The sequence below is a fragment of the Kitasatospora sp. NPDC050543 genome (assembly GCF_044457565.1).
In the GTDB taxonomy this organism is placed as follows: domain Bacteria; phylum Actinomycetota; class Actinomycetes; order Streptomycetales; family Streptomycetaceae; genus Kitasatospora.
The window spans coordinates 61220-87989 of record NZ_JBITGZ010000002.1 but is presented as its reverse complement, the minus strand read 5'-3'; the positions used below and the strand labels follow the sequence as shown (position 1 = coordinate 87989).

Annotated in this window: 22 protein-coding genes and 2 tRNA genes; 9 read left to right on the top strand and 15 right to left on the bottom strand. The window is 72.1% G+C overall.

What is annotated here, in order from left to right; all coding sequences use genetic code 11:
* Nucleotides 1-250: 250 nt before the first annotated feature.
* From tig to ACIBH3_RS02725, 3 genes are all read right to left on the bottom strand, one after another.
* Nucleotides 251-1630 (bottom strand): trigger factor, encoded by a 1380-nt coding sequence (tig, locus tag ACIBH3_RS02735; RefSeq protein ID WP_396310032.1) that lies wholly within the window; start codon nucleotides 1628-1630, stop codon nucleotides 251-253.
* 248 nt (nucleotides 1631-1878) lie between these two features.
* Nucleotides 1879-3369: an MDR family MFS transporter gene (locus ACIBH3_RS02730; protein ID WP_396310031.1), complete on the bottom strand. Its 1491-nt coding sequence runs from the start codon at nucleotides 3367-3369 to the stop codon at nucleotides 1879-1881.
* A 123-nt stretch (nucleotides 3370-3492) separates the two neighbouring features.
* A tRNA-Pro gene (locus tag ACIBH3_RS02725) sits at nucleotides 3493-3566 on the bottom strand.
* Nucleotides 3567-3742: 176 nt separating this feature from the next.
* Between ACIBH3_RS02725 and ACIBH3_RS02720 the strand changes: the two genes are divergently transcribed.
* Nucleotides 3743-3816 (top strand) — tRNA-Gly (locus ACIBH3_RS02720).
* Between the two features lie 108 nt (nucleotides 3817-3924).
* Here the strand turns inward: ACIBH3_RS02720 and ACIBH3_RS02715 are convergent.
* Nucleotides 3925-4461: a hypothetical protein gene (locus tag ACIBH3_RS02715; RefSeq protein WP_396310030.1), complete on the bottom strand. Its 537-nt coding sequence runs from the start codon at nucleotides 4459-4461 to the stop codon at nucleotides 3925-3927.
* Nucleotides 4462-4606: 145 nt separating this feature from the next.
* On the opposite strand from ACIBH3_RS02715, the gene ACIBH3_RS02710 reads away from it, so the two are divergent.
* Nucleotides 4607-5002, top strand: coding sequence for a VOC family protein (locus ACIBH3_RS02710; protein WP_396310029.1), 396 nt, complete (start codon nucleotides 4607-4609; stop codon nucleotides 5000-5002).
* 116 nt (nucleotides 5003-5118) lie between these two features.
* Entirely contained in the window at nucleotides 5119-5910 is a 792-nt protein-coding gene (locus ACIBH3_RS02705) for a DUF6348 family protein (RefSeq protein WP_396310028.1), read from the top strand.
* Between the two features lie 143 nt (nucleotides 5911-6053).
* Here ACIBH3_RS02705 and ACIBH3_RS02700 read toward each other — a convergent pair whose 3' ends face one another.
* Nucleotides 6054-6248, bottom strand: a complete 195-nt coding sequence (locus ACIBH3_RS02700; RefSeq protein ID WP_396310027.1) for a hypothetical protein — start codon at nucleotides 6246-6248, stop codon at nucleotides 6054-6056.
* Nucleotides 6249-6757: 509 nt separating this feature from the next.
* Nucleotides 6758-7927 carry a PP2C family protein-serine/threonine phosphatase gene (locus ACIBH3_RS02695; protein ID WP_396310026.1) on the bottom strand — a complete coding sequence of 390 codons (1170 nt, stop codon included), beginning with the start codon at nucleotides 7925-7927 and terminating at the stop codon, nucleotides 6758-6760.
* A gap of 284 nt (nucleotides 7928-8211) precedes the next feature.
* On the opposite strand from ACIBH3_RS02695, the gene ACIBH3_RS02690 reads away from it, so the two are divergent.
* On the top strand, nucleotides 8212-9495 hold the full coding sequence (locus ACIBH3_RS02690) for a GNAT family N-acetyltransferase (RefSeq protein ID WP_396310025.1): 1284 nt from the start codon (nucleotides 8212-8214) through the stop codon (nucleotides 9493-9495).
* A 135-nt stretch (nucleotides 9496-9630) separates the two neighbouring features.
* On the opposite strand, the gene ACIBH3_RS02685 is transcribed toward ACIBH3_RS02690, so the two are convergent.
* Together ACIBH3_RS02685 and ACIBH3_RS02680 are read right to left on the bottom strand one after the other, a co-directional pair.
* Nucleotides 9631-10116: a ribose-5-phosphate isomerase gene (locus ACIBH3_RS02685; protein WP_396310024.1), complete on the bottom strand. Its 486-nt coding sequence runs from the start codon at nucleotides 10114-10116 to the stop codon at nucleotides 9631-9633.
* Between the two features lie 81 nt (nucleotides 10117-10197).
* Complete coding sequence (locus ACIBH3_RS02680; RefSeq protein WP_396310023.1) at nucleotides 10198-10797, bottom strand: biotin transporter BioY; 600 nt, start codon at nucleotides 10795-10797, stop codon at nucleotides 10198-10200.
* Nucleotides 10798-11196: 399 nt separating this feature from the next.
* On the opposite strand from ACIBH3_RS02680, the gene ACIBH3_RS02675 reads away from it, so the two are divergent.
* Complete coding sequence (locus ACIBH3_RS02675) at nucleotides 11197-12675, top strand: amino acid permease (RefSeq protein ID WP_396310022.1); 1479 nt, start codon at nucleotides 11197-11199, stop codon at nucleotides 12673-12675.
* A gap of 89 nt (nucleotides 12676-12764) precedes the next feature.
* Here the strand turns inward: ACIBH3_RS02675 and ACIBH3_RS02670 are convergent, their stop codons facing one another.
* Nucleotides 12765-13397 carry a DsbA family protein gene (locus ACIBH3_RS02670; RefSeq protein WP_396310021.1) on the bottom strand — a complete coding sequence of 211 codons (633 nt, stop codon included), beginning with the start codon at nucleotides 13395-13397 and terminating at the stop codon, nucleotides 12765-12767.
* 240 nt (nucleotides 13398-13637) lie between these two features.
* On the opposite strand from ACIBH3_RS02670, the gene pepN reads away from it, so the two are divergent.
* The gene (gene pepN / locus ACIBH3_RS02665) at nucleotides 13638-16214 is read left to right on the top strand and encodes an aminopeptidase N (RefSeq protein WP_396310020.1); all 2577 of its coding nucleotides are present in this window, start codon (nucleotides 13638-13640) and stop codon (nucleotides 16212-16214) included.
* A gap of 107 nt (nucleotides 16215-16321) precedes the next feature.
* Here pepN and ACIBH3_RS02660 read toward each other — a convergent pair whose 3' ends face one another.
* From ACIBH3_RS02660 to ACIBH3_RS02645, 4 genes are all read right to left on the bottom strand, one after another.
* Nucleotides 16322-16951: a maleylpyruvate isomerase family mycothiol-dependent enzyme gene (locus tag ACIBH3_RS02660; protein ID WP_396310019.1), complete on the bottom strand. Its 630-nt coding sequence runs from the start codon at nucleotides 16949-16951 to the stop codon at nucleotides 16322-16324.
* Nucleotides 16952-17061: 110 nt separating this feature from the next.
* A complete protein-coding gene (gene acnA, locus ACIBH3_RS02655; RefSeq protein ID WP_396310018.1) occupies nucleotides 17062-19707 on the bottom strand; it encodes an aconitate hydratase AcnA in 2646 nt (881 codons plus the stop codon).
* A gap of 222 nt (nucleotides 19708-19929) precedes the next feature.
* The gene (locus tag ACIBH3_RS02650; RefSeq protein WP_396310017.1) at nucleotides 19930-20154 is read right to left on the bottom strand and encodes a hypothetical protein; all 225 of its coding nucleotides are present in this window, start codon (nucleotides 20152-20154) and stop codon (nucleotides 19930-19932) included.
* Nucleotides 20141-21118: a hypothetical protein gene (locus ACIBH3_RS02645; protein WP_396310016.1), complete on the bottom strand. Its 978-nt coding sequence runs from the start codon at nucleotides 21116-21118 to the stop codon at nucleotides 20141-20143. The genes ACIBH3_RS02650 and ACIBH3_RS02645 overlap by 14 nt, the downstream gene beginning before the upstream one ends.
* Before the next feature lie 29 nt (nucleotides 21119-21147).
* On the opposite strand from ACIBH3_RS02645, the gene ACIBH3_RS02640 reads away from it, so the two are divergent.
* From ACIBH3_RS02640 to ACIBH3_RS02630, 3 genes are all read left to right on the top strand, one after another.
* Nucleotides 21148-21504: a hypothetical protein gene (locus tag ACIBH3_RS02640; RefSeq protein WP_396310015.1), complete on the top strand. Its 357-nt coding sequence runs from the start codon at nucleotides 21148-21150 to the stop codon at nucleotides 21502-21504.
* A 76-nt stretch (nucleotides 21505-21580) separates the two neighbouring features.
* Nucleotides 21581-21994, top strand: coding sequence for a type II toxin-antitoxin system VapC family toxin (locus ACIBH3_RS02635; protein WP_396310014.1), 414 nt, complete (start codon nucleotides 21581-21583; stop codon nucleotides 21992-21994).
* A 287-nt stretch (nucleotides 21995-22281) separates the two neighbouring features.
* The gene (locus ACIBH3_RS02630; RefSeq protein ID WP_396310013.1) at nucleotides 22282-22845 is read left to right on the top strand and encodes a superoxide dismutase family protein; all 564 of its coding nucleotides are present in this window, start codon (nucleotides 22282-22284) and stop codon (nucleotides 22843-22845) included.
* Between the two features lie 83 nt (nucleotides 22846-22928).
* Here ACIBH3_RS02630 and argF read toward each other — a convergent pair whose 3' ends face one another.
* Entirely contained in the window at nucleotides 22929-23930 is a 1002-nt protein-coding gene (gene argF / locus ACIBH3_RS02625; RefSeq protein ID WP_396310012.1) for an ornithine carbamoyltransferase, read from the bottom strand.
* A gap of 265 nt (nucleotides 23931-24195) precedes the next feature.
* Nucleotides 24196-26751, bottom strand: a complete 2556-nt coding sequence (locus ACIBH3_RS02620) for a polynucleotide kinase-phosphatase (RefSeq protein WP_396310344.1) — start codon at nucleotides 26749-26751, stop codon at nucleotides 24196-24198.
* Between the last annotated feature and the right edge of the window lie 19 nt (nucleotides 26752-26770).

The following is a 26770-nucleotide window of genomic DNA, read 5'->3' as shown; positions in this document are numbered from 1 at the left end:
GTGAATGTCGCTGTCCAAGGACCCTAACGCGCAGGCCGGGCCGCAGAATCCCCCACGCAGAACTGTTCGCTGTGAGCGCAGGGTCACGGGCGCCGCGGCGGGCCCGCCGAGCGGCCCTCGGCGGCCCCGTACGGGCCCGGCGGGTACCCGGGCGGGGTAGCCGGCGGCGTACCGCGGTGGGGTACGACAGTGGGCCCGGACACCGCGTACGGCGTCCGGGCCCACTGGCTGCGTCACACTACCGGGGAGGTCAGGCCTCGGTGGTCTCGGCGGCGGCCTCGACGGTCTCGCCCGACTCGTCGGTCTCGTCGTCGTCGAAGTTGATCTCGTTGCCCTCGGTGTCGACCACCTTGGCGCTCTCGACGACCAGGGCCAGCGCCTTGCCGCGGGCCACCTCGCCGACCAGCAGCGGCACCTGGCCACCCTGGACGACCTGCTGCGCGAACTGGTCCGGGGTCAGGCCCGAGCCGGCGGCACGGCGGATGAGGTGCTCGGTGAGCTCCTCCTGGTTGACGCCCAGCTCCTCGTTGCCGACGATCTGGTCCAGCACGAACTGGGTCTTGATGCCCTTCTTCGCCTGCTCCTCGGTCTCCGCCTCGAAGTCCTCGACGGACTTGTCCTGGGTGGCGAGGTAGGCCTCCAGGGTCAGGCCCATCGGCTCGAGCTGGTGGTGCTCGAGGTTGTGGCGACGGGTCTGGATCTCGTCCTTGAGGAGCTTCTCCGGGTACTCCATCTCGACCTTGGAGAGCAGCTCGTCCAGGACCTTCTCCTGGGCCTGGGTGGCCTGGTCGAACTCCTTCATGCGCTCGAGGCGCTTGCGGGAGTCGCCACGCAGCTCCTCCAGGGTGTCGAACTCGCTGGCCAGCTGGGCGAACTCGTCGTCCAGCTCCGGCAGCTCCTTCTCCTGGACGGCGGTCACGGTGACGGTGACCTCGGAGGTCTTGCCCGCCTGCGTGCCGCCCTTGAGCTCGGTGCTGAAGGTCGCGGTGCCACCGGCGGCGAGGCCGATCACGGCGTCGTCGATGCCGTCGATGAGGCGGCCGGAGCCGATCTCGTAGCTGACACCGGCGGCGGTGCCGTCGTCCGGCACCTCGCCGTCGACCTTGGCCTCGAGGTCGACGACCACGATGTCACCGGCGGCGGCGGCGCGCTCGACGTCCTTGACCGAGGAGAAGCGCTCGCGCAGCTGCTCCAGGGACTTGTCGACGTCCTCGTCGGAGACGACGATCGGGTCGACCGTCACCGAGATCTCGGAGAAGTCGGGGAGGGTGATCTCCGGGCGGATGTCGACCTCGGCGGTGAACTTGAGGTCACCACCGTCGGCGATCTTCTCGACACCCTCGATGTCGGTGATGTCGGGCTGTCCGAGGACCTCGATCTTGCCCTCGTCGACGGCCTGCGTGTAGAAGCGCGGAAGCGCGTCGTTGACGGCCTCCTCCAGCACGGCGCCACGACCGAAACGCTGGTCGATGACACGGTTCGGGATCTTGCCCTTGCGGAAGCCCGGGACCGAGACCTGCTGGTTGATCTTCTTGTACGCCGCGTCGAGGCTGGGCTTGAGCTCCTCGAAGGGCACCTCGATGGTGAGTCGAACCCGGGTCGGGTTCAGAGTCTCGACGGCGCTCTTCACGGTTAGGTCTCCTAGGGGCTTGCGGTCAGGTTGCCTCCGCCGTTCCCGGCGGCCGGTACGGGCCGGTCGGGTCGGGCGAGACGGGCGATGGGCGGTTGGAGCTGCATCTCCCGTTGGGGGTGGACGGTGAGCGTGACTCCTCGCCCTCGTGCGGTTGACCTGCGTGCACACCACAGGGACTACCGCCAGCGACCCATCCTACCGGTACCACGAAAGGCGGACGCCAGGACGCCGCCGCCGAGCGCCGCTCAGAGGCTCGCCGGAGCCCTCCCGGGGGCCTCGGGCGCGGGCTCGGACGGGCCCCCGGGGGCCGGCCGCATGGTCGCCGCGGCGTCGGAATCCCGGACGGAGAAGGAGATCGCGGCCGCCACCAGGGCCAGCGCGGCCGCGACCAGGAAGGCCGTCCGGTAGGCCGCGAGGTTCGCCACGGGCGTACCCGCCGCATTCGTGGAGACCGTCCCGAGGGCGGTCAGCACGGTGCCGAGGACGGCCACCCCCAGCGCGGCGCCGAGCTGGCGCTGCGCGTTGTAGAGGGTGGAGGCGGCGCCGGTGGACCGGGCCGGGACGGTCGCGAACGCGGCCGTCTGGGAGGGCATGAAGACGTGCGACATTGCGAACCCGGTGACGAACAACAGGCCGCGTACGGCCCAGAGGTTGCTCTCCGGCGTGATCGTCGCCATCAGCGCCAGGCAGCCGGCCACCACGGTGCAGCCGGCGATGAGGATCCGGCGCGGGCCCACCCGCGGGTAGAGCAGACCGGACAGCTGGCTGGCGATCATCACACCGATCGCCTCGGGGAACACCATCAGCCCGCTGTGCAGGGCGTCCATGCCCAGCGCGTCCTGCATCAGCAGCGGGAAGAGGTAGAGCATGCCGAGGAAGGCCGCGCCGGAGGAGAGCGAGAGCAGGTTGACGGACCGGAACAGCCGGTCGCCGAACAGCCGCAGGTCCAGCAGCGGCTCGGGCCGGCGCAGCTCGACCACCACCAGGGCCACCAGCGCGAGCACGCCGAGTACGGCGGGCAGCAGGATCCGGGCGCTCCCCCAGCCCTGGCCGGCGCCCTCGGAGAGCGCGTACATCGCCAGACCGAAACCGGTGGCGGAGAGCAGGAAGCCGGCGGCGTCGAAGCGTCCGGCGTGCCCGGTGCGGAAGTCGGGGAGGAACAGCAGGCCGAAGACGAGGGCGGCGATCCCCACCGGCGCGTTGACGATGAAGACCCAGTGCCAGGACCAGCCGTCCACCAGCCAGCCGCCGAGCACCGGGCCGAGCGCCGGGGCGACGGCGGTGGGGAGCATCAGGATGCGGGTGGCCCGCATCCGCTCCTGCTGCGGGAAGGCGTGGAACAGCATGGTCATCCCGACCGGGGTGAGCAGTCCGCCGGCCGCGCCCTGCAGGATCCGGTAGAGCGTCAGCTGGGTCAGGGAGTCGGCGGCGCCGCAGAGCAGGGAGGCGACGGTGAACAGCGCGAGGGCGCCCAGGAAGACCGGCCGGGTGCCGATCCGGTCCGCCAGCCAGCCGGAGAGCGGGACGAAGACGGCGAGGGCGAGCAGGTAACCGACGTTGACCACGCCGACGCCGGCCGGGTCGGTGGCGAACTGCCGCCCGATCGAGGGCAGGGCCACGTTGACGATCGTGGTGTCCATGATCGTCATGAACAGCGCAGCCACGAACACCGCACCGACCGCGACCTTGGGGTTCAGCCCCCGGCGCGGGGGAACGGTACGGTCGGGCGTGGGCATCGGAACTCCAGCGGATCGGTGCGACTCGGGGAAGGTTGGTGAAGAATCAACATTCCACCTTGCACGACCGTCGCCCGGAACGCCAACAGGGCCCCGTCCACCAGACGAGACCCTGCCGCACTGTCGGGGTGACCGGATTCGAACCGACGGCCTTCCGCTCCCAAAGCGGACGCGCTACCAAACTGCGCCACACCCCGTGGTGCCGAGAGGAAGCGTACACGCCGGGCCCCCACGGCTCGCCGACATATCCGACGCTCGCCCGACACCACTCGACCCGAAGCGGTGTGCACGAAACCGACCGGACCAGGTACGCTGAACCCCGTCCTCACGACCGGCAGCGGTCGCGGGGTGCGTGCAGTCGGCAGGCGCGCACGCGGGCGTAGCTCAATGGTAGAGCCCTAGTCTTCCAAACTAGTCACGCGAGTTCGATTCTCGTCGCCCGCTCCAACGTCAGAGGCCCGGCCCGGGGTGCACCCCGGGCCGGGCCTCTTTCGCATGTCCGACGGGCGGTCAGCGGCTCCGGGCAGTCGGTTCCCCGGGTGGGCGGGCGTCCGGTCACAGGCCCAGGGAGCGCGCGCGGGCGGCGGCGCGCTCCAACAGTTGGTGGATGTCGGCCTGACGGGTGGTGGGCCGGTCGTTGTAGTCGTCGGGGGAGGACGCCGGCCGGCCGGTGGCGTGCAGGACCTCCATCACCTGGACCCGGGCGCTCTGGACGGTGGCCGGCGTGCCGTAGCCGTGCGCCAGGACGGCGGCCTGGGCGCCGAGCAGGCAGACCCGGCCGGCGGAGTCCCACATCGCACCCTGGAGCCAGCCGTGCGCCGCGATGTACCGCGAGGCGAGCCGCAGATGACCGGCCGCGGTCACCGGCGCGGGGCGGGAGGGCCGGCGCAGGACCCGCTCCAGCAGGGTGGGGCCGGGCAGCGGGTAGCCGGCGTTCCAGGGCTGGAGCACGCTGCCGAGCGGGCAGACGTAGGGGGCCGGAGTGCGGGCGGGGGCGGGCAGCGAGGCGAGGTAGGCCTCGATCTCCGCGACCAGGCCGGCGGTGTCCGGCGCGAGGACGAGCGGAGCGGACGTCAGGGTGGTGCGGGCCATGGGTCTCTCCTGCGCGGGCCGATGATTGCACTACCCAAACTGGTATACATCCGAACAATGCGCTACCCAGGTGAGCCACCCCGTCGCCCCTCCCCCGCCCCGCAGTAGGCTCTCGCCCGCAACAGGACATCTCGGGGAGGCAGACATGGAACTCACGCAAGTACGGCTGCTGGTGGAGGACTTCGGCAGTTGCTTCCGGTTCTACCGGGACGTGCTCGGGCTGACGCCGCAGGTGGACGACGAGAGCGGGCCGTACGGCAAGCTCAGCCCGCCGAGCGGCGCCGCGGCCGTGACGCTCCAGCAGCGGGAGCACTTCGCGCAGGCGCTGCCGGACGGGCTCGGGTCCGCGGCGCAGGGCGTACGGGCGCTGGTGGTGCTGAAGGTCGAGAGCGTGGACGCGGCGGCGGCGCGGGTGGCCGCGCGGGGGTACGAGCTGTTGACGGAGCCGCAGGTGCAGTGGGGCCGGCTGAAGGTGGCGTACCTGGCGGACCCCGAGGGGAACCTGATCGAGCTCCAGGAGTGGCTGGCGACGGACACCTGACGGACGGTTTCCCCGTGGACCTCCCGGCCCGATAGCCTCGCTGGCGTCAAACGGAAGTTCGAGAGCAATCGGACAGCGGATCGAGTGTCCGACTCTCAAGGGTGAGGAGTACCCCCGTGCGTCCCCAGGACCGACTGGACGTCATTCAGCGCAACGTGGTCCGGGAGATGGCGCGCTACGGGCGGGAGTTCACCATCGACGGCAGCGTGGTCCGCGGTCCGGGCACCACCGCGGTGGCCGTCCGGGAGCACCCGGGGCAGGACGGGGCCGGCCATGTGGACCTCGGCTTCGTCCTGCACCTGGGCCGGGCCGAGGCCCCGGTGATCTGGGACTGCGCGGCCGGACTCGGCAAGACCGAGGAGGAGAAGCTCGCCAACGCCGTACGGATGTGGGCGACCACCACCGCGGCGACCGTGGTGGAGCTCCAGGAGCGGCGCGGCGAGCACGGCGACCACTACCGGCCGCGGGAGCTGCCGGGCTGGCACGCCGTCCAGGGCCCGGCCGCGGTCTTCGGGTTCGGCCGGGAGCGGCTGAGCCAGTGGCTGGCCGAGAACGAGCTGCTGCCCGCACTCGGGCCCGCCCTGCTGCCGGAGCTGGCCGGAACGCAGCTGGGCGGCGTCAAGCTGTTCCTCGGCGGCAAGGCCGGGGACGACGTCGCCGAGGTGCGGATCAACGGCGAGGTGTCCGAGCGCGCGTCGGCGGCGCTGCGCGCGCTGCACTGGCCGCGCGGCGAGCGGCTCTGCTGGGCCCGGCTGTTCGTCCTGCTGACGGCCGAGGGCAGCACGCCGTACCGGCCGGAGCCGGTGGTCGCGCCGGCGCAGCCCGGGCCCGCAGCGAGCGGGCGGACGCGGATGCGGGCGCGCGAACTGTTCAGCCGCTGGCGGCACGCGCGGCGCGCCGGTCAGTGAGCCGGCCGTTCACCCGTGCCGGACGGCCGACGGGCCGACGGCTGGTGAACCGACCTGGTACCGGCGGCCGGTGCACCGGCCGGCCCGGCGGGTGAGGCCGGTCCGGTCAGGCCGTTACGGTCACGCGGTCACCGTCAGGCCGGTCAGCTGGCGATGCCGGAGATACTCTTGGCCAGCTGGCTCAGGAAGTCCTGGATGGGCTTGGCGGCCGTGGTCTGGTTGAGCATGAAGCCGAAGAGCGCGGCCAGCACGGCGTGGCCGAGCTTCATCTGCTTGTTGCGGATGAAGATCAGGCAGACGATGCCGAACAGGACCAGCGCGGAGACGGAGAGTGCCACCCGGACTCACTTCCTCGTTTCAGTGCGGATCCCGGTACGAGATCCCGTGCGAAGCCGGACCCCGGCCTGTCCGACGGTCCCGAGGCGGAGGTTCCGGTCGAACACATCACGACCGGAGTTCCGTGCGCCCGTACGGTGCGTGTCTCGCCGCACCCGACGCCCCCATCCCCCCAAGTCCCGACCGGTCCCGCCCGGACTCAGTGTGGTCGACCGTGCGGGTTGCGTAAAGGTCTGGCTGGAAGCAGACCGTCAAGATCCTGCGATGTGAGACGGATTTCCGCCGACCGAGACCCTAGCGGACACCGGGTGACGGTCCGTCGGCGGGGCCGGGCCGAGCGGCGGCGGAGCACCCCGATGCCCGGTCACGGGGGTCCGGCCCAGGTCACCGACGGGTGCGGGAGGAATGGCCGAAGATCAGCTCCCGATATCGGCCGGAATTGACAGCGGCACATACGCCTGGCCTGGTGCTCCCCGTGTGCCCGATCACACCGGGGCACATCCGGTCATCCTCAATCACGCCAGAGCAGCAGCACCGCACGGTCATCGTTGATGTCCCTGGCCACCGTCTCGATCAGCCGCCCCGCCGCTCCCGGGCGGCTCGCCGGCCCCGCGCCCGGGACCAGCCGGTCCGCCTCGCCCATCAGCCGGTCCATGCCCTCGGAGAGATCGCGCCCCGGCGCCTCCACCATGCCGTCGGTGCAGAGCATCAGAACGTCGCCGCGGTTCAGCCGCCCCCGCACGCCCTCGAACTTCGCACCGTCGTAGATCCCCAGCAGCGGGCCCTCGGTGGTCTCCTTGATCTCCCAGCGCCCCGCGCCCGCCAGCCGCTGCATGCCCGGCAGATGACCGGCCGAGAGCAGCTCGTACTCCCCGGAGTCCAGATCGAGCACCAGGTGGACGGCCGTGGCGAAGCCCTCCTCCCAGGACTGCCGCAGCAGGTAGCCGTTGGCGGCGGGCAGGAACTCGTGCGCCGGGAGCGAGCCGAGCAGGCCGCCGAAGGCTCCGGAGAGCAGCAGGGCCCGGGAGCCGGCGTCCATGCCCTTGCCGGAGACGTCCGCGAGCACCACCTCCAGCACCCGCTGGCCGGGGCCGGTACGCCCGGCGACCACGAAGTCGCCGGAGAAGGACTGCCCGCCGGCCGGGCGCAGCGCCATGTCGGCGTGCCAGCCCTCGGGCAGCTCGGGCACCCGGCTCTGCACCCGCAGGCGCTCGCGCAGGTCGAAGAGCATCGTGGAGCCGCCCCACCAGGGCACCCCGACCCGGCTGCGGAACTGCGCCAGCAGCAGCCCGGCCACCCCGGCCGCGCCGACCACCAGCGCGGCGCCGGGGGTGACACCGTAGGTGTAGGCGTCGGGGTTGTTGCTGGCCACCCGCTGGCCGGTGTGGATCACGGACTCGGCGGACAGGCCGAGCGCGGTGAGCGCGTACAGCAGCACCAGGCTGCCGGGGCGCAGCAGCAGCGCGGCCGCCAGGATCGGCAGCACCAGCGCGGTCGGCGGGGCCCAGGCCGGGGCGAGGATGTTGAGCAGGACCAGCACCGGGACGAGCAGCGCGAGCGCGCTCAGCACCGGCCAGTCCGCGGCGCCGCCGCGGAAGTAGTCGACCCCGGCCGTGCGCAGCCTTCGGCGGACCCGGCGGAGCCGCTTGCGCAACCGGGTCGTCACGGGGTCCGGCGCCACCGGGGCGGCATCGGGCCTCGTCGCAGTCGTCTGGGGCGATGCGCCCGGCAGTCTGCCAGCCATGGGGTCCGACCATATCCACCGCCGCGGGTCGGCGTCGACGGGGTACGCGGGCCCGGGCGAGTTGGGCCGGGCGGCACTCGGCGGGTTTCGGCCGACTCGGCGCCTCGGGCCCGGTGCCGCCAGGGCTGACCCCGCAGGGCGTACGGCTCCGGCGGGCGGCGCACGCGACACGCGCGCGGCACGGGGTAGCGCGCCCCGGACCGCGGTGGTAGCTGTGGCATATGACACAGGACGGGACGACCCACGAGGCTCTGACCGTACGGACCCTGGACGCCACAGACTGGCCCGCCTGGTTCCGGACCGTGGAGATCGCCTTCGGTGGCGGCGAGGAGACGCCGGAGCACCGGAAGCTGTGGCGGCGGGTCTTCGAACCCGAGCGCTCGCTCGGGGTCTGGGACGGCCCCGAGCCGGTCGGCTGCGCGGGCGCGTTCTCCTTCCGGCTCGCCGTTCCCGGCGGCGCCGTCCTGCCGGCCGCCGGGGTGACCATGGTCGGCGTGCTGCCCACCTACCGGCGCCGCGGCGTGCTCACCGCGCTGATGCGGCGGCAGCTGGACGACGTCCGGGACCGCGGCGAGGCGCTCGCGGTGCTCACCGCCTCCGAGCCGGCGATCTACGGCCGGTACGGGTACGGGCTCGGCAGCTGGCGGCTGTCGGTCGAGATCCAGCGCGGCCGGGTGCGGGTGCACTCCCCCGCCGCCGATCCGGCGGACCCGGGCGGCACCCCGCTGCGGCTGCGGCTGACCGACCCCGCCGGGTCGGCCGCCGCCTGCGAGAAGCTGTACGCGAGCCGGGTGCCGCTGCGGCCGGGGATGCTGGAGCGCCGGCCGGGCTGGGAGCAGTTGGCGCTGGTCGACCCGGAGTCCGAGCGGGCCGGCTTCTCCAAGCTGCAGTGCGTGCTCGCCGAGGACGCCGTGAGCGGCCGGCTGCTCGGCTACGCCCGCTACGCGGTGAAGGCGGACTGGCACCGGACGGGACCTGCCGGCACCGTCCGGGTCGACGACGTGGAGGCGGTCGGCCCGCAGGCGTACGCGGCGCTCTGGGCGTTCCTGCTCGACCTCGACCTCACCGACACGGTGGCCGCCCGCAACCGGCCGATGGACGACCCGCTGCTGCACCTGGTCTCCGACCCCCGCCGGCTCCAGCCGCAGCTGTCCGACGCGCTGTTCGTGCGGCTGGTGGACGTGGGTGCGGCGCTCCAGGGCCGGGGGTACGCGGCGCCGGTGGAAGTGGTGCTGGAGGTGGAGGACACCTTCTGCCCGTGGAACTCCGGCCGCTGGCAGCTGCACAGCGAGGGCCCCGGCAAGGGCGCCAGCTGCCTGCCGACCACGGCACCGGCCGAGCTGGCGCTGACCGTACGGGAGCTGGGCTCGGTGTACCTGGGCGGGGTGACGCTGGGTGCGCTGGCGCGCGCCGGGCGGGTCCGCGAGCTGGGCAAGGGCGCGCTCACCGAGGCCTCGCGGGCGTTCACCTCCGATGTCGCGCCCTGGTTGCCGCACAACTTCTGATGACCGGACGCCTGCCGGCGGGAGGCCCGCCTACCTGAGGCCCGCTGACCGGGCAGCGGTCACCGCGGTGCCGGGGAACACGAACGGCCGGCCACCTCCGAGGAGGGGCCGGCCGTTCCCGGGCCTGACGTTTGATCAGCTGTTCGGGTGGTGCGCCGGGATGGGCGGAAGCTCACCGGTGGTCTCGTAGTCGCTCAGCATCTCGATCCGGCGGGTGTGCCGCTCGGCGCCGCTGTACGGGGTGTTGAGGAACACCTCGACGAACTTGGTGGCCTCGTCCTGGGTGTGCATGCGGCCGCCGATGGAGATCACGTTGGCGTTGTTGTGCTCGCGGCCGAGCGAGGCGGTCTCCTCGCTCCAGGCCAGCGCCGCACGGACACCCTTGACCTTGTTGGCGGCGATGGCCTCGCCGTTGCCCGAGCCGCCGATCACGATGCCCAGCGCCTCGGCGTCGGCGGCGGTGCGCTCGGCGGCGCGCAGGCAGAACGGCGGGTAGTCGTCCTCGGCGTCGTAGACGAGCGGCCCGCAGTCGACCGGCTCGTGGCCGGCCTCCTTCAGCCACTGGACGAGGTGGTTCTTGAGGTCGAATCCGGCATGGTCGGAACCCAGGTACACGCGCATGCGTATGAGTGTGGCATGCGCACCGGCCCGACCGCGGGATCGGGGCTCCGCCGACCGAGCCGCGGAGCCCCGGCCCTGCTCTCAGCGCTGCCTGAGGAGCTTCCAGGCGAGCGGGAGGGCCGCGACGGCGAGGAGGGCCTTGAGGGCGTCGCCGACCAGGTACGGGTAAAGCCCCAGCTCGGCGGCCTTGGCGAGGGAGATGTCCAGCGAGAGCGCGAGGTAGGGGACGCCGACCGCGTAGATCGCCAGGTTGCCGAGCACCATGGCGACGGCGGTGTTCAGCGGGCTGCGGTCGGCGCCGCGGCGGGCCAGCGCGCCGGTGAGGCCCGCCGCCAGGACGAAGCCGATCACATAGCCCAGCGAGGGCATCAGCACGCCCGAGGTGCCCTGCGCGAACCACGGCAGGCCGGCCATCCCCGCGAGCAGGTAGAGGCCCAGCGAGGCGATGCCGCGCCGGGTGCCGAGGGCCGTGCCCACCAGCAGGGCGGCGAAGGTCTGGCCGGTGACGGGCACGGGCGAGCCGGGGACGTTGACCGACAGCTGGGCCGCCAGGCCGGTGAGCGCCGCGCCGCCGGTCACCAGCGCGAGGTCGCGCAGCTGGGTGCCGATCCGGGTGGACGCCGCGGGCAGCAGGTCCGCGAGGACGGCGCGGGTCGGTATGGGCGTGCTGGCTGTGGCCATCGGGGGAATCTCCGCACTGTGGGGCTGCTGAGTGAACAACTGTGAACCTACGCGCTCACGCGCGGTGCCCGCGTCAGGGAACCCGACAAAGCGCCGGAGTCGGCCATTGTCGGATCCGGCCCATGCAACACCGGTCAGGAGCCCACGAACGGCCCGCGAAGCGCCGGTGCCGAGCCCGCGCCGGGCCCGAGAAGAGCCCGCGCCGAACCCCGCCCGCAGTTCCACCCCGGGAGCCGGGCTCCAGAGGGGCAAATCGACCAGAACAGTCCACATTCGGTCACAGATGGTAGTGAATCGGTCCGAATAGTGGGCCCAGAGCCCGATTCATTGGCATGAACCGCCGCCACACCGGATATTGGGCGACTCGACCCGCTATCCGAACAGTCTGGATCCACCCTCATGGCCCGTACCCCCGCGCCGCCGGCGCCCGAGCAGTCCACGGCTGACCGTCAGCTCGCGACCGCCCCCTCCCCGGCCACCGGCGACGGGCAGCAGCTGTCGCACGGCCTGAAGCAGCGTCACCTCTCGATGATCGCGCTCGGTGGCGTGATCGGCGCCGGACTCTTCGTCGGATCCGGCGCGGGCATCGCGGCCGCCGGCCCCGCGATCATCCTGGCCTTCACCCTCTCCGGCCTGCTGGTCATGCTGATCATGCGGATGCTCGGCGAGATGTCGGCGGCCCGCCCGGCGTCCGGCTCCTTCTCGGTGCACGCCGAGCGCGAGATCGGCCCCTGGGCCGGCGTCACCGCCGGGTGGATGTACTGGGTGATGCTCTGCTGCGGTGTCGCGGCCGAGGCCACCGCCGCCGGCAAGATCATGAACGACATGGTCCCCGCCGTCTCGCCGTGGGTCTGGGTCGGCATCTTCATGGTGTTCTTCTGCGCCAGCAACCTGACGGCCGTGAAGAACTTCGGCGAGTTCGAGTTCTGGTTCGCCGCCGTCAAGGTGGCCGCGATCGTGGCGTTCCTGGTGCTCGGCACGCTCGGCGTCCTCGGCGTCCTCGGTGACGGCGGCGCGCCCGGCAGCAGCAACCTGACCGGCCAGGGCGGATTCCTGCCCAACGGCACCAGTGGTCTGATCGTCGGCCTGCTGGCCTCGGTCTTCGCCTACGGCGGCCTGGAGACGGTCACCATCGCGGCCGCCGAGTCCGAGGACCCGCGCAAGAACGTCGCCAACGCGGTGCGCACCGCCGTGTGGCGGATCGCGGTCTTCTACATCGGCTCGATGGCCCTGGTCGTCACGCTGGTCTCCTGGAAGGACCCGTCGATCGTCTCGGACGGCCCGTACGTCACCGTCCTCCAGCACCTGGGCGTGCCCGCCGCCGGCGACATCATGAAGTTCGTGGTGCTCATCGCGCTGCTCTCGGCGATGAACGCCAACATCTACGGCTCCTCGCGGATGGCGTACTCGCTGGTCTCCCGCGGGCAGGGCCCGCGGGCACTGGCCAAGGTGAGCGGCGGCGTGCCGCGACTGGCCGTGCTGGCCTCCTGTGGCTTCGGCTTCGGCGCCGTGCTGGCCGGCAAGTTCTGGCCGGACACCGTCTTCACCTGGCTGATGAACACCACCGGCGTGGCGATCCTGGTGGTCTGGTTCTTCATCTGCGTCGTCCAGCTGAAGATGCGCCGCAAGCTGGAGCGCGAGGCACCCGAGCTGCTCACCGTCCGGATGTGGGGCTACCCGTACCTGACCTGGGCCGCGCTGCTCGCCGTGCTCGCCATCCTCGGCCTGATGACCACCACCGAGGGCAACCGCGAACAGCTGTACGCGGCGAGTGTGCTGGTCGCCGCCCTCGCCCTGGCGGGGTACGTCAAGCAGCGCCGCGACGCGGCGGCCAAGAGCGCCGTGAGCGCCGTGAGCGCCGAGCGCGTCGAGAGCTGATTCCGACGCGGAAGGGGCCCGGTACCGACTTGGTACCGGGCCCCTTCCGCATGCGTCCCCAGCGGCTGAGTGGATCAGGGCTCAGCTGCTCACTCGAAGGACGGGCCCGCGGTGCGGGTGCGCTTGATCTCGTAGAAGCCGGGGGTGGAGGCGACCAGCAGGGTGCCGTCCCACAGCCGGGCGGCGGCCTCGCCGCGCGGGGTCGGGGTGACGACCGGGCCGAAGAACGCCACCCGCTCGCCGTCCGCGCCCTCGACCGCGATCACCGGGGTGCCGACGTCCTCGCCGACCAGGGTGATGCCCTCCTTGTGCGAGGCGCGCAGGGCCTCGTCGTACGCGTCGGTGTCGGCGGCGTCGGCCAGTTCGGCCGACAGGCCGGCGGCGACCAGCGCGGCCGCGATGGTCTCGCGGTTCTGCGGCAGGCCCTGGTTGTGGAAGCGGGTGCCGAGCTCGGTGTACAGCCGGCCCAGCACCTCCTCGCCGTGCTTCTCGGCGGCCGCGATGCACACCCGCACCGCGCCCCAGGCGTTGTCGAGCAGCTCACGGTAGTTCTGGGGCAGGTCGCGGTGCTCGTTGAGCACCGCGAGGCTCATCACATGCCAGTTCACGTCGACCGGCCGCAGCTGCTGGACCTCGATCAGCCAGCGCGAGGTCATCCAGGCCCAGGGGCAGGCCGGGTCGAACCAGAAGTCTGCGGTCTTACGGTCAGCGGCAGTCGTCACAGCCAGGTGTCCTTCGGTGAGTCCGGGCCCCGCACGGGGTCTCCAGACCCAACGTCCGCGCGGCACCGCTGATTCCGCCCCCGTCCGCGCGAGTGTGCAATGGTACCCGCGCGAGAGCGCGTGAAAGGATGCCTCCGCGGCACCCGCAGCTCGCAGCCTCGCAGCTCGCGCCGCCGCAGACCGCGAAAGCCGCACGCCGCACGCCGCATCGCAGTGCGGGCCGGACAAAGGAGTACCGCCGTGCCGGGCAAGAACCTGAGCCGCGACGAAGCCCAGCAGCGGGCCAGCATCCTGGACGTGGACAGCTACCGGATCCGGCTGGACGTGACCTCCGCCGTGGACCCGGCGGCGGCCACCTTCCGCTCCACCACCACCATCGCCTTCCGCAGCTCGCAGCCGGGCGCCTCGACCTTCGTCGACCTGCTCGCACCCGCCGTCCGCGCGGTCACCCTGAACGGCCGCGAGCTGGACCCGGCCCAGGTCTTCGACGGCGCCCGGGTCGCCGTGGACGGCCTCGCCGCGGACAACGTCCTGGTGGTGGACGCGGACTGCGCGTACAGCCGCACCGGTGAGGGCCTGCACCGCTTCACCGACCCGGTGGACGGCGAGACCTACCTGTACACCCACTTCGAACCGGCCGACGCCCGGCGGATGTTCGCCAACTTCGAACAGCCCGACCTGAAGGCGCCGTTCACCTTCACCGTGACCGCCCCCGCCGCCTGGGAGGTCTGGTCCAACGCCGTCCACGACGCCGTCCACGACACCGTCTCGGCCGAAGGCACCGCCCGCACCTGGGAGTTCGCGCCCACGCAGCCGATCTCCACCTACCTCACCGCGGTCGTGGCCGGCCAGTACCACGTCGAACGCGACCACTACCGCCGCGAGCTGGCCGACGGCAGCACGCTGGAGATCCCGCTCTCCGCGATGTGCCGCCGCTCGCTCGCCCGCCACTTCGACGCGGACGAGATCCTCGGCGTCACCAAGAAGGGCCTGGACTTCTTCCACGAGGAGTTCGACTACCCGTACCCGTTCGGCAAGTACGACCAGGCCTTCGTTCCCGAGTACAACATCGGCGCGATGGAGAACCCGGGCTGCGTGACCTTCCGTGAGGAGTTCGTCTTCCGCTCCAAGGTCACCGACGCCGCGTACGAGGGCCGGGCCAACGTCATCCTGCACGAGATGGCGCACATGTGGTTCGGTGACCTGGTCACCATGCGCTGGTGGGACGACCTCTGGCTGAAGGAGTCCTTCGCCGACTTCATGGGCTCGTTCGCCCTGATCGGCGCCGGGACGAGGTACGGCTCGGCCTGGATCACCTTCGCCAACCAGCGCAAGGCCTGGGCCTACCGGCAGGACCAGTTCCCGACCACCCACCCGATCACCGCGGACATCAGGGACCTGGAGGACGCCAAGCTCAACTTCGACGGCATCACCTACGCCAAGGGCGCCTCGGTGCTCAAACAGCTGGTGGCGTACGTCGGACGGGACGCCTTCTTCGAGGGCGCCCGGCAGTACTTCAAGCGGCACGCCTTCGGCAACACCGTGCTCGGCGACCTGCTCGGCATCCTGGAGGAGACCAGCGGGCGCGACCTGAAGACCTGGGCGAAGGCCTGGCTGCAGACCGCCGGGGTCAACTCCCTCACCCCGCAGCTGACCGTCGACGCCGAGGGCCGGATCACCGAACTCGCGGTGTTCCAGGACGGCGCCACGCTGCGCCCGCACCGGGTCGCGATCGGCCTCTACGACCGGGACGCCGACGGCGCGCTGGTGCGCACCGAGCGGATCGAGCTCGACGTGACCGGCGCACGGACGGTCGTCGCCGAGCTGGCGGGCCGGCCCCGGCCCGCCCTGGTGCTGCTCAACGACGACGATCTGACGTACTGCAAGATCCGCTTCGACGGCGAGTCGCTGGAGACCCTGCGCGCCGGCCTGGGCGACCTCGGCGACGACCTCGCCCGGGCGCTGGCCTGGTCGGCGGTGTGGAACCTGACCCGCGACGGCCTGATGCCGGCCCGCGACTACGTCGCCCTGGTGCTGCGCTTCGCCGGGCACGAGTCCAACATCGGCGTGCTGCAGTCCCTGCACCAGCAGGCCAAGGGCGCCGTCGACCTGTACGCCGACCCCGCCTGGCGCACCGAGGGCGGGCGGCTGCTCGCCGAGGGCGCCCTGCGCGAGCTGCGCGCCGCAGCGCCGGGCAGCGACCACCAGCTGGCCTGGGCCCGGTTCCTCGCCCAGACGGCCAACGGCTCCGAGCACCTGCGGCTGGTCCGGGGCCTGCTGGCCGGCAGCGCCCGGATCGACGGCCTGGACGTCGACCAGGAGCTGCGCTGGTCGCTGTGGCTCGCGCTGGCCGCCGCCGGCCAGGCCACCGACGAGGAACTGGGCGCGGAGCTGAGCGCCGACAACACCGCCTCCGGAAAGCGCCAGTACACCCAGTGCCTGGCCGCCCGGCCGACGGCCGAGGCCAAGGCCGCCGCGTGGTCGGCCGTGGTCGACTCCGACCAGCTGCCCAACGCCCTGGTGGAGGCGCAGATCGCGGGCTTCGCACTGCCCGGCCGGCGGGAGCTCACCGCCCCGTACACGGATCGGTACTTCGAGCTGCTGGAGCGCATCTGGGCGGAGCGCAGCATCGAGATCGCGATGCGGATCGTCGGCGGCTTCTTCCCCCGGCTGCAGATCACCGAACAGACGCTGGCCGCCGCGGACGCGTGGCTGACGCAGCACGAGGGCGCCGCGCCCGCGCTGCGCCGGCTCGTCCTGGAGTGCCGCGACGACCTGTCCCGCGCGCTGCGGGCCCAGGCCTGCGACCGCGCCTGAGGGGCCGGCCACGGGCGGGCGCCCGGTCCGCCCTCGGTAGGGCCGGGCGGCCGGGCGGCTACGTGAGGCCGGGCAGGTGGTTCGCCCTACGTGGGGCCGGGCGGCCGCTAGAGCCGCTCGGCCAGCACCGGCGCGCCCTCGCCGGCGAGGTCGGCCAGGCCCGCCGGGCGCCCGGTCAGCGCCAGCAGCAGTGAGATCATCGGGCCGCTGACCTCGGGGCCGTCCCCTGCGGACCAGTCGAGGTCGGTGGCCCGCAGGGTGAGCCCGGCGACCCGGTGCTTGCCGCCGATCAGCAGGTTGGAGCCGCGGTAGAAGTCCGCGCAGCGGGTCAGCGCCTCGGCTTGGTAGTCGTGGCCGATGCCCAGCGGCCGGCGGATGTCCTCCGCGTGCACCACCGTCTCGCCGAGCCAGGTGTCCGCCGGCCCCGGCGGGCCCGTGACGGAGTCCACCTGCTCGGCGAACCTGGCCATGGTGTCCAGCGACGTCCCCCGGGTCAGCTCGGCGATCTCTCGGGAGGCCATCGCCTCGAAGCGGAAGCCCGCCCTGGCCATCTTCAGTGCGAACCCCGTCGGTGTCATCCGCGCGGTCGCGGCCATGTGCGCAAGCGTGTCGCGGACGCTGCGGCCGGGGCAGAGCGAGGGCGAGGCCCACTGCGCGGGGGTCAGCTGCTCCAGGTCCGCGAGCAGCGCACGCCGCTCAAGGTGGATCAGCGGCCACGGATCGGATCTGGGCGCCATGTCTCCGTGGTACCACGACAGCGGCCGGGCCGCCCCTCTCCGTGGTGGAGGGGGGCGGCCCGGCCGGTTGCTGCCGTCAGCGGCCCGTCAGGCGGGCCCTGGGTCGCTGCTCAGCCGATGAGCGAGCGCAGCACGTACTGCAGGATGCCGCCGTTGCGGTAGTAGTCCGCCTCGCCGGGGGTGTCGATGCGCACCTTAGCGTCGAACTCGACGTCACCCGCGGTGACCTTGACGGTCTGCGGGATGCCGCCCTCGTTGAGCGCGACGACACCGGAGATCGAGAAGGTCTCCTCGCCGGTCAGGCCCAGCGAGTCGGCGTTCTGGCCCTCGGGGAACTGAAGCGGCAGGACGCCCATGCCGATCAGGTTCGAGCGGTGGATGCGCTCGTACGACTCGGCGATGACGGCCTTGACGCCCAGCAGCGCGGTGCCCTTGGCGGCCCAGTCACGGGAGGAGCCGGAGCCGTACTCCTTGCCCGCCAGGATCACCAGCGGGGTGCCGGCGGCCTGGTAGTTCTGCGCGGCGTCGTAGATGAACGACACCGGCGCGTCGGCCTGGGTGAAGTCGCGGGTGTAGCCGCCCTCGGTGCCCGGCGCGATCTGGTTGCGCAGGCGGATGTTGGCGAAGGTGCCGCGGATCATCACCTCGTGGTTGCCACGACGCGAGCCGTACGAGTTGAAGTCGCGCTTCTCCACACCGTGCTCGGTGAGGTACTGCGCGGCCGGGGTGCCCGGCTTGATGTTGCCGGCCGGGGAGATGTGGTCGGTGGTGACCGAGTCGCCCAGCTTGGCGAGCACGCGGGCACCGGCGATGTCGGTCACCGGGCTCGGGGTCTTCGCCATGCCCTCGAAGTACGGGGGCTTCCGGACGTAGGTCGACTCGGCGTCCCACTCGAAGGTGTTGCCGGTCGGGATCGGGAGCGACTGCCAGCGGTGGTCACCGGCGAAGACGTCCGCGTAGTCCTTGGCGAACATCTCCTCGTCGATGGAGGCGGCGACGGTGTCAGCGACCTCCTTCTCGGAGGGCCAGATGTCGGCGAGGAAGACGTCGTTGCCGTCGGCGTCCTGGCCCAGCGCGTCGCGGGTGATGTCGACGTTCATGTTGCCGGCGAGGGCGTAGGCGACCACCAGCGGCGGGGAGGCCAGGTAGTTCATCTTGACGTCGGGGTTGATCCGGCCCTCGAAGTTGCGGTTGCCGGAGAGCACCGAGACGACGGCCAGGTCGGCGTCGTTGACGGCCTTGGAGACCTCCTCGGGCAGCGGGCCCGAGTTGCCGATGCAGGTGACGCAGCCGTAGCCGACCAGGTTGAAGCCCAGCTTCTCCATGTACGGGAGCAGGCCGGCCTTCTCGTAGTAGTCCATGACGACCTTGGACCCGGGGGCCAGGGTGGTCTTGACCCAGGGCTTGACGTGCAGGCCCTTCTCCACGGCCTTCTTCGCCAGCAGGGCGGCGCCCAGCATGACGGAGGGGTTGGAGGTGTTGGTGCAGGAGGTGATCGAGGCGATCACGACCGCGCCGTTGTCGATGTCGTACTTGCTGCCGTCCGGGGCGGTGACCGGGGTCGGCTTCGAGGCCTCGGCGGAGTACGTCGGCAGCGCCTCGGCGAACTTGCCGGCGGCCTCGGCGAGGATCACGCGGTCCTGCGGGCGCTTCGGGCCGGCGATCGACGGGACGACGGTGGAGACGTCCAGCTCAAGGTACTCGGAGTAGACCGGCTCGACCGACGGGTCGTGCCACAGGCCCTGCTCCTTGGCGTAGGCCTCGACCAGGGCGAGCTGCTGCGCGCTGCGGCCGGTGAGCTTGAGGTAGCTGATGGTCTCGGCGTCGATCGGGAAGATCGCACAGGTCGAGCCGAACTCCGGCGACATGTTGCCGATGGTGGCGCGGTTGGCCAGCGGGATGGCGGAGACGCCGGCGCCGTAGAACTCGACGAACTTGCCGACCACACCGTGCTTGCGCAGCATCTCGGTGATGGTGAGCACCAGGTCGGTGGCGGTCGCGCCGGCCGGCAGCTCGCCGTTGAGCTTGAACCCGACCACGCGCGGGATCAGCATGGAGACCGGCTGGCCGAGCATCGCGGCCTCGGCCTCGATGCCGCCGACGCCCCAGCCCAGCACGCCGAGACCGTTGACCATCGTGGTGTGCGAGTCGGTGCCGACGCAGGTGTCGGGGTAGGCCTGGCCGTTACGGACCATGATGGTGCGGGCCAGGTGCTCGATGTTCACCTGGTGCACGATGCCGGTGCCCGGCGGGACGACCTTGAACTCGTCGAACGCGGTCTGGCCCCAGCGCAGGAACTGGTAGCGCTCCTTGTTGCGGCCGTACTCGATCTCGACGTTCTGGACGAAGGCGTCCGGGGTGCCGAACTTGTCGGCGATGACCGAGTGGTCGATGACCAGCTCGGCCGGGGCGAGCGGGTTGATCTTCGCCGGGTCGCCGCCCAGCTCCTTGACGGCCTCACGCATGGTGGCGAGGTCGACGACGCAGGGGACGCCGGTGAAGTCCTGCATGATCACGCGGGCCGGCGTGAACTGGATCTCCTCGCTCGGCTCGGCTGCCGCGTCCCAGTTGCCGAGGGCGCTGATGTGGGCGGCGGTGATGTTCGCGCCGTCCTCGGTGCGCAGCAGGTTCTCCAGCAGCACCTTGAGGCTGTACGGCAGCCGCTCGGAGCCCTCGACGGCGGAGAGCTTGAAGATCTCGTACGACTCGTCGCCCACCTGCAGCGAGCTGCGGGCGTCGAAGCTGTTCGCGGACACGACTGACTCCTTCTAGGTGCTTCGTGCGATGTCCGGCCGTCACGATGGTAAGGTCTGGCTAACTTAGCCTTACCTAACCCGGATCGCCGGTGAGCGCCTCTCGGCAAGTATCTTGATGTCGAGATAAATAGTAGTGGGCAGTTATCTCGATGTCGAGATAAACCATAGTGCATGCCCGGCGCAAGCACGCGCTCGGCATGCCCGCGAACGTACCCCGGCCGGTCAGCGCTTGCGGCGGGAGCGGGCGAGCAGCACCAGGGCCACGACACCGATGACCACGGCGACGGCCACCACGATCAGGGCCAGCGGGACTCCGCCGGCCTCGACGGGGTCGGGGGCGATGTCGGCGATCTGGGTGATGCCGGTGACCTGGGCGATGCCGGTGATCTGGGCGATGTCGGCCTTGGCGGCGAGGTCGGAGATGCCGGCGACGTCAGCGAGAAGCACTGCTGTTCCTTTCTGCGGGGTCGAGTCCCAGGACCAGCAGGAGCAGGACCGGGAATTCCAGGTAGGCGTGATAGCTCGCCAGAGCGGCGTACAGGGCCTTGCCCTGCGCGTAGTCGGTGGCGAACAGGACGGCCAGCGCGGCACCGGCGGCGATGCCCAGCGCCCAGGCGCGCGGGCCGCGCAGCACCGGGGCCCGGCGCTCGAAGGCGGCGGTGGCGTCCGGCGCGTAGCGCGGCAGGAACCAGACCCACACCACGTAGTGCATGGTCTGCAGGAACGCGAAGACCGTGACGAACCGCAGTCCCGCCGAGGTGTCCAGCCAGGCCGGCGGGGTGTAGGCGGCGGCCAGCCGGCCGGTGGTGGCCGTGCCCGCGGCCAGCCAGCGGTCCAGCGCACCGCTCAGCAACAGCACCGGGACGGCCAGCACCCAGCACCACTGGGCGGCCAGAAACGCCGCCCGGCCGCGCGCCAGCCGGCGCGACCACTCCCCGAGGAAGAGCAGCGGGACGAGGTTGTGCAGGTGCGCCAGCACCACGAAGTGGTAGCCGGGGAAGGCCAGCGAGGTCGCAGCCGCACTCGGCAGCAGCACGGCCGCGGCCGCCAGCAGGGCGGGGCGGCGGCGCAGCGCGTGCCCGCAGGCGACGGCCAGCAGCCCGTACGCGAGCAGGATCTCGGCGGCGCGCGAGCCGGTGGAGGGCGGCAGCAGGCGGCACAGCACGATGCCGGTGATCAGGGCGAGGAGGAGCTTGAGGAAGGGCCCCGCGAGGACGTTCCCGAAGCGGCCCGCCACATAGCGCAGCTCCAGCACGTTGTGCAGGATGCCGAAGGTCGCCAGCCCCAGCACCGCGGTGCCCGCGGGGGCCCGAAGCGCGGCGAACAGGGCAAGCGTCATGGCGGCGGCGAAGCCCGCCAGCGGCGCGGCACCCACGCCGCGCACGGTCGCCGGGGCTGCCGCTGTGGCCACGCCGATCCTCCCCGTGGCACGATCTGGCCGTGCCGTATCCCCTGGCCCTCGCGCTCACCCTGCTGGTCGAGGTGCCGCTGTACGTGGCGGCGCTCGTCCCGGTGGGCCGCGTCCGCCCAGTACGGGCCACGGTGGCCGCCGTCGCGGTGAACGCTCTGACGCACCCGCCGCTGTGGTGGTTCCTGGGCCACTTCGCAGCGGGCGCCGCCGCAGCCTACTGGACGGCCTTCGGCCTCGCCGAGCTCGCCGTCTGCGTGGTGGAGGCGGTGCTGCTGCGGGCCCTGCTCGGCGCGCGCGGGCCCCTCCCGTACGCCGCGTCCCTCACCGCCAACGCCGGCTCGCTGCTGGCGGGGCTGCTGCTGGGCAGGATGCTGCTGGGCGGCTGATGGGGACTACGGTTTGGAACCGAGGTGCCGAGGTGCGCCGATGCACCGGCAGAGACGACAGGCTTGGGGCAGCTGAATGATCGTGGTGGATGCGTCCGCGCTGGTACTGGCGCTCGCGGACGAGGGGGCGCGCGGCGACGCCGCCCGGGCCGAGCTCGCGGCGGACGGGGAATGGGTGGCCCCGGAGCACGTGATCATCGAGGTGATGCAGTCCCTGCGCGGCCTGTACCTGGCGAGGGAGCTGACGGCGGCCCGGGTCGCGGAACTGGCGGCACTGCTGCCGGAGCTGGCGATCCGCAAGGTGGCGGTGGTGCCGCTGCTGGGCCGGATCTGGGAGCTGAAGGACAACCTGACCCCCGACGACGCCGCGTACGTGGCCGTCGCCGAGGATTACGGGGTGCCGCTGGTCACCGCCGATCTGCGACTGATGAGGGCCAGCGGGCCGCGCTGCGAGATCCGGGGGATCACGGGGGTCGGCGGGGCGGCCTGAACGGACGAGGGCGGCGGTGGCGGACAGGGGCGGGACGGCAGGCAGCGGGTCCGCGTGAGGGAGACCGGGGCAGGGCAGGGCGGGGCCGGTCGGGCGCTCGTCCGGGTGACTTGAGGCCCGGCTGCGCCCGCCGGCGGACGGGAGCGCGGGAGCATCGACTCTGCGGGTGGGTACCGGCCTCCGACGCCGTGACGCCGCTCGCCTCCCCCGCTCCCTGCGCTCCGGTCGCTGGTCTCCGGTCCCTGCTCCCTGCTCCCTGCTCCCTGCTCCCGAAGGCGTGGTCACTGATGTCCGCACCGTTTGCCACCGCTCTGCTGATCCCGCTGGTGCTGCTGCCACCCACCGGGCCGCCCAGGACGGTCGTCGAGGCCGACTTCGACCGCGCCTCGGCCTTCGTGCCGTCCGCCGCCGTCAGCCATGCGCAGGATCTGGTCCCGTACGGCGCGCATGTACGGGTGGTGGTGGAGCGGGCCGCCGGGCGGACGGCCGTCGCGCTGACCGTGTCGGGGCTCGCGCCCGGGCACGAGTTCCCGGCGCATGTGCACACCGGCGCGTGCGGCGCCGATCCGGCGGCGTCCGGGCCGCACTACCAGGACGTCCCCGACCCGGTGCAGCCGTCCACCGATCCCGCGTACGCCAACGAGCGCAACGAGCTGCGGCTGACGCTCCGCACGGACGGCGCGGGGGCCGACGCCGCGAACGCGAGCGTGGCGTGGGCCGTCCGTGCGGGCGAGGCACGCTCGATCGTGCTGCACGCCGGCCACCCGGGCGGCGCCCTTCCCGACGCAGCCGGTGCGGCCGGTGCCGTCCGTGCGAGCGACCGGGTGGCGTGTGTGAACGTCCCGTTCTGAGCCCTCACGCTGAACGCCTGACGCCGATCCCGCGCACCCACGGGTCGGCCCGGGTGGCGCGCGCCGCTCGGCCCGCCGGGGTGTCAGGACCCGAGGGTGGCGACCAGGATGGCCTTGATGGTGTGCAGGCGGTTCTCCGCCTGGTCGAACACCACGGAGTGCCGCGACTCGAAGAGCTCGTCGGTGCACTCCAGCTCGGACATGCCGGTCGCCTCGTACATCTGCCGGCCGACCTCGGTGCCGAGGTCGTGGTAGGCCGGGAGGCAGTGCAGGAACTTCACCCCCGGGTTGCCGGTAGCGCGGACGGTGTCCATCGAGACCTGGTACGGCTTCAGCAGCTCGATCCGCTCGGCCCAGACCTCCTTGGGCTCTCCCATCGACACCCAGACGTCGGTGTAGAGGAAGTCGGCCCCGGCCACCCCGGCCGGGACGTCCTCGGTGAGGGTGATCCGCGCGCCGCTGGCCTCGGCCAGGCCCCGGGCGGCCTGCTGGACCTCCTCGGCCGGCCAGAGCTGCCTGGGCGCGACGATCCGGATGTCCATACCGAGCAGCGCGCCGGTGACCAGTAGAGAGTTGCCCATGTTGGAGCGGGCGTCACCGAGGTAGACGAGTGCGACCTCGGCGAGCTGCTTGGTGGTGTGCTCCTGGACGGTCAGGATGTCGGCGAGCATCTGGGTGGGGTGCCACTCGTCGGTGAGACCGTTCCAGACCGGCACGCCCGCGTGCGCCGCGAGCTCCTCGACGATCTCCTGACCGTGGCCCCGGTACTCGATGCCGTCGAACATCCGGCCGAGCACCCTGGCCGAGTCCTTGATCGACTCCTTGTGGCCGAACTGCGAGCCGGCCGGGTCCAGGTAGGTGGTGTTGGCGCCCTGGTCGTGCGCGGCCACCTCGAACGCGCAGCGGGTGCGGGTCGAGGTCTTCTCGAAGATCAGCGCGATGTTCCTGCCCCGCAGCCGGGGCTGCTCGGTACCCGCGTACTTGGCGGCCTTGAGCTGGGCGGCGAGGTCCACCAGGAAGCGGAACTCCCGGGGAGTGAAGTCGAGCTCCTTGAGGAAGTGCCTGTTCCGGAGGTTGAACGCCATGCCGGGCTCCTGATGGGTGACGCGGACGCGAATGCTGAAGCGGCAATAGTATACGACTCTCGGAATTTGTATGCAGAGCTGGGATGGACGCCGCCGGAGCGGAACTCGGGCGGCGACGCCGGGCCGCTGCGTCAGGGCATCCCTGACGCAGCGGCCCGAAGGCGGGACCCGAACCGGGAGCCGAATCGGGACCGGCGGCCAGGACCCGCAGCCGGGCCCGGGGCGTGGGCCGCCCCGGCAGCGAGGCCCCGGCCCGCCGGCCCGCCTACAGCCGGGGGTCCACCGGCTCCGACTCCAGTGCCAGGACCGCGAACACCGGCTCGTGCACCCGCCAGAGCGGCTCACCTCCGGCGAGGCGGTCCAGTGCCTCCAGCCCGAGCGCGTACTCGCGCAGGGCGAGCGAGCGCTTGTGCCCGAGGAACCTCTGCCGGAGCTGGTCGAGGTACCGCGTGTAGTCCGGGCCGTAGATGATCCGCAGGTACTCCCGGCCGCGCACCTTCACACCCGGCTGGATCAGCCCGCCAGGCCGCCCCTCCCCCGCCGTGCCACGGGCCAGCGAGGAGAGCGGCTTGACCACCATGCCCTCGCCACCATCCGTCGTCAGCCGCTCCCACCAGGCGATGCCCGCCTCCATGGAGGCGTCGTCCGAGGTGTCCACCAGCAGCCGGCCGGTGGTCTGCAGGATCGGCGCGTCCGGATCGTCGGCCGCCACCAGCCGGTCGATCCAGCCGAGGTGCTCGTCGTGCGGGCGCACCGCGAGATTGGTCCCCTCTGCGGCCAGCACCTGGAACGGCGCCAGCCGGATTCCGGACAGCCCCTCCGTCGGCCAGCAGTAGCGCCGGTACGCCTCGGTGAACGCCTCGGCGTCGGCGGCCCGCCGGCGCTGGCGCTCCGTCAACTCGCCGAGGTCCAGGCCGCGGCCGGCCGCCCGGTCGAGTGCGGCCAGCACCTGTGGCAGGGCGGCGCCGGCCGCCGCGCCGACGGCCGCGTACTGCCGGCGCAGCAGTTCGACCGCCTTCAGCGACCAGGGCATCAGCTCGGCGTCGAGCAGCAGCCAGCCGGTCTTCAGCTCCTCGAAGAGGCCGGCCCGCTCGGCGGCGGCCCGCACTCGGCCGAGGACGGCGTTGGTGAGCTGGTCGTCGGTGAGGAACGCCCTGCCGGTACGCGTCCAGATCGCGCCCTGGCCCCGGACGCCGAACCGCCTCTCCAGCGCGTCGCCGTCCCTGGCGAGCAGCACGACGGCCCGGGAGCCCATGTGCTTCTCCTCGCAGATGACGTGCTGGACGCCGTCGTTGCGGTAGGCGAAGAAGGCCTCCTCCGGGTGCTCCAGGTAGCCCGGCCGGCGCGAGGTGGCGCTCGGCGCCATCGTCGGCGGGAGGTAGGCGAGCAGTCGCGGGTCCAGCGCGAAGCGGCTCATCACCTCCAGTGCGGCGGCGGCGTTCTCCTCCCGAACGGCGACCCGGCCGTGCAGGGTCGTCTCGACCACCCGCCGACCCGCCACGTCCGAGAGGTCCAGCGGGCGGCCCTCACGGGCGCCGGGCGCGTCGGTACGCATCGGCCGGACCGGCGCATACCACTCCTGCTCGGCCTCGACGCCGACCAGCTCGCGCTCGGGGTAACGCAGCGCGGTGAGGCTACCGCCGAAGACGCAGCCGGTGTCCAGGCAGATGGTGTTGTTGAGGAAGCTCGCGGTAGGCACCGGCGTGTGACCGTAGACGACCAGGGCATTGCCCCGGTACTCCTCCGCCCACGGGTAACGGACCGGCAGACCGTACTCGTCCGTCTCGCCGGTCGTGTCACCGTAGAGGGCGTGCGAGCGGACCCGGCCGGAGGTGCGGCCGTGGTACCTCTCCGGCAGGCCGGCGTGGCAGACCACCAGCTTGCCGCCGTCGAGCAGGTAGTGGCTGACCAGCCCGCGCATGAACGCGCGGACCTCGGCGCGGAACTCCTCCGGCTCGGCGGCCAGCTGGTCCAGCGACTCCTGGAGGCCGTGCGAGACGGTCACCTTCCTACCGTCCATGGCCCGGCCGAGCTTGTTCTCGTGGTTCCCGGGCACGCAGAGGGCGTGGCCCGCCGCGACCATGCCCATCACCAGACGCAGCACGCCGGGCGTGTCCGGCCCCCGGTCGACCAGGTCGCCGACGAAGACGGCTGTGCGCCCGGCCGGGTGGCCGGCGTCGATCGGGCGGCCCTCGGCGTCCCGGGTGAGGGTGTAGCCGAGCCGGGTGAGCAGGGTCTCCAACTCGGAGCGGCAGCCGTGGATGTCACCCACGATGTCGAACGGGCCGGTGAGGTGACGCAGGTCGTTCCAGCGCTTCTCGGTGACGATCTCGGCAGCCTCCACCTCCGCCTCACCGCGCAGGACGTGCACCTTGCGGAAGCCCTCGCGCTCCAGCCCGCGCAGGGAGCGGCGCAGCTCCCGGTTCTGGCGCGGGATCACGTGTGCGGGCAGCTGACGGTCGGGGCGGGTCCGGTTGCGCTCGGCGCAGATCCCCGGCGGGATGTCCAGGACGATCGCGATCGGCAGCACGTCGTGGTCACGGGCGATCTTGATCAGCTGCTTGCGCGCCTCGGCCTGCACGTTGGTGGCGTCGACGACGGTGAGCCGCCCGGCGGCGAGCCGCTTGCCGACGATGTAGTGGAGCAGGTCGAAGGCCTCGGCGGACGCCGACTGGTCGTTCTCGTCGTCGGAGACCAGGCCCCGGCAGTAGTCGGAGGAGATCACCTGGGTGGGCATGAAGTGCTTGCGGGCGAAGCTGGACTTGCCCGCACCGCTCGTGCCGATGAGGACGACCAGGGAGACATCGGTGACGGGCAGCATGCGCGCCGGCACGGCACCG

Coding starts and splice junctions, on each gene's coding strand:
- ACIBH3_RS02730 (WP_396310031.1), bottom strand. CDS start 3,369: ATGCCCACGCCCGACCGTACCGTTCCCCCGCGCCGGGGGCTGAACCCC.
- ACIBH3_RS02715 (WP_396310030.1), bottom strand. CDS start 4,461: ATGGCCCGCACCACCCTGACGTCCGCTCCGCTCGTCCTCGCGCCGGAC.
- ACIBH3_RS02710 (WP_396310029.1), top strand. CDS start 4,607: ATGGAACTCACGCAAGTACGGCTGCTGGTGGAGGACTTCGGCAGTTGC.
- ACIBH3_RS02690 (WP_396310025.1), top strand. CDS start 8,212: ATGACACAGGACGGGACGACCCACGAGGCTCTGACCGTACGGACCCTG.
- ACIBH3_RS02685 (WP_396310024.1), bottom strand. CDS start 10,116: ATGCGCGTGTACCTGGGTTCCGACCATGCCGGATTCGACCTCAAGAAC.
- ACIBH3_RS02680 (WP_396310023.1), bottom strand. CDS start 10,797: ATGGCCACAGCCAGCACGCCCATACCGACCCGCGCCGTCCTCGCGGAC.
- ACIBH3_RS02675 (WP_396310022.1), top strand. CDS start 11,197: ATGGCCCGTACCCCCGCGCCGCCGGCGCCCGAGCAGTCCACGGCTGAC.
- ACIBH3_RS02660 (WP_396310019.1), bottom strand. CDS start 16,951: ATGGCGCCCAGATCCGATCCGTGGCCGCTGATCCACCTTGAGCGGCGT.
- ACIBH3_RS02635 (WP_396310014.1), top strand. CDS start 21,581: ATGATCGTGGTGGATGCGTCCGCGCTGGTACTGGCGCTCGCGGACGAG.
- ACIBH3_RS02630 (WP_396310013.1), top strand. CDS start 22,282: ATGTCCGCACCGTTTGCCACCGCTCTGCTGATCCCGCTGGTGCTGCTG.
- argF (WP_396310012.1), bottom strand. CDS start 23,930: ATGGCGTTCAACCTCCGGAACAGGCACTTCCTCAAGGAGCTCGACTTC.
- ACIBH3_RS02620 (WP_396310344.1), bottom strand. CDS start 26,751: ATGCTGCCCGTCACCGATGTCTCCCTGGTCGTCCTCATCGGCACGAGC.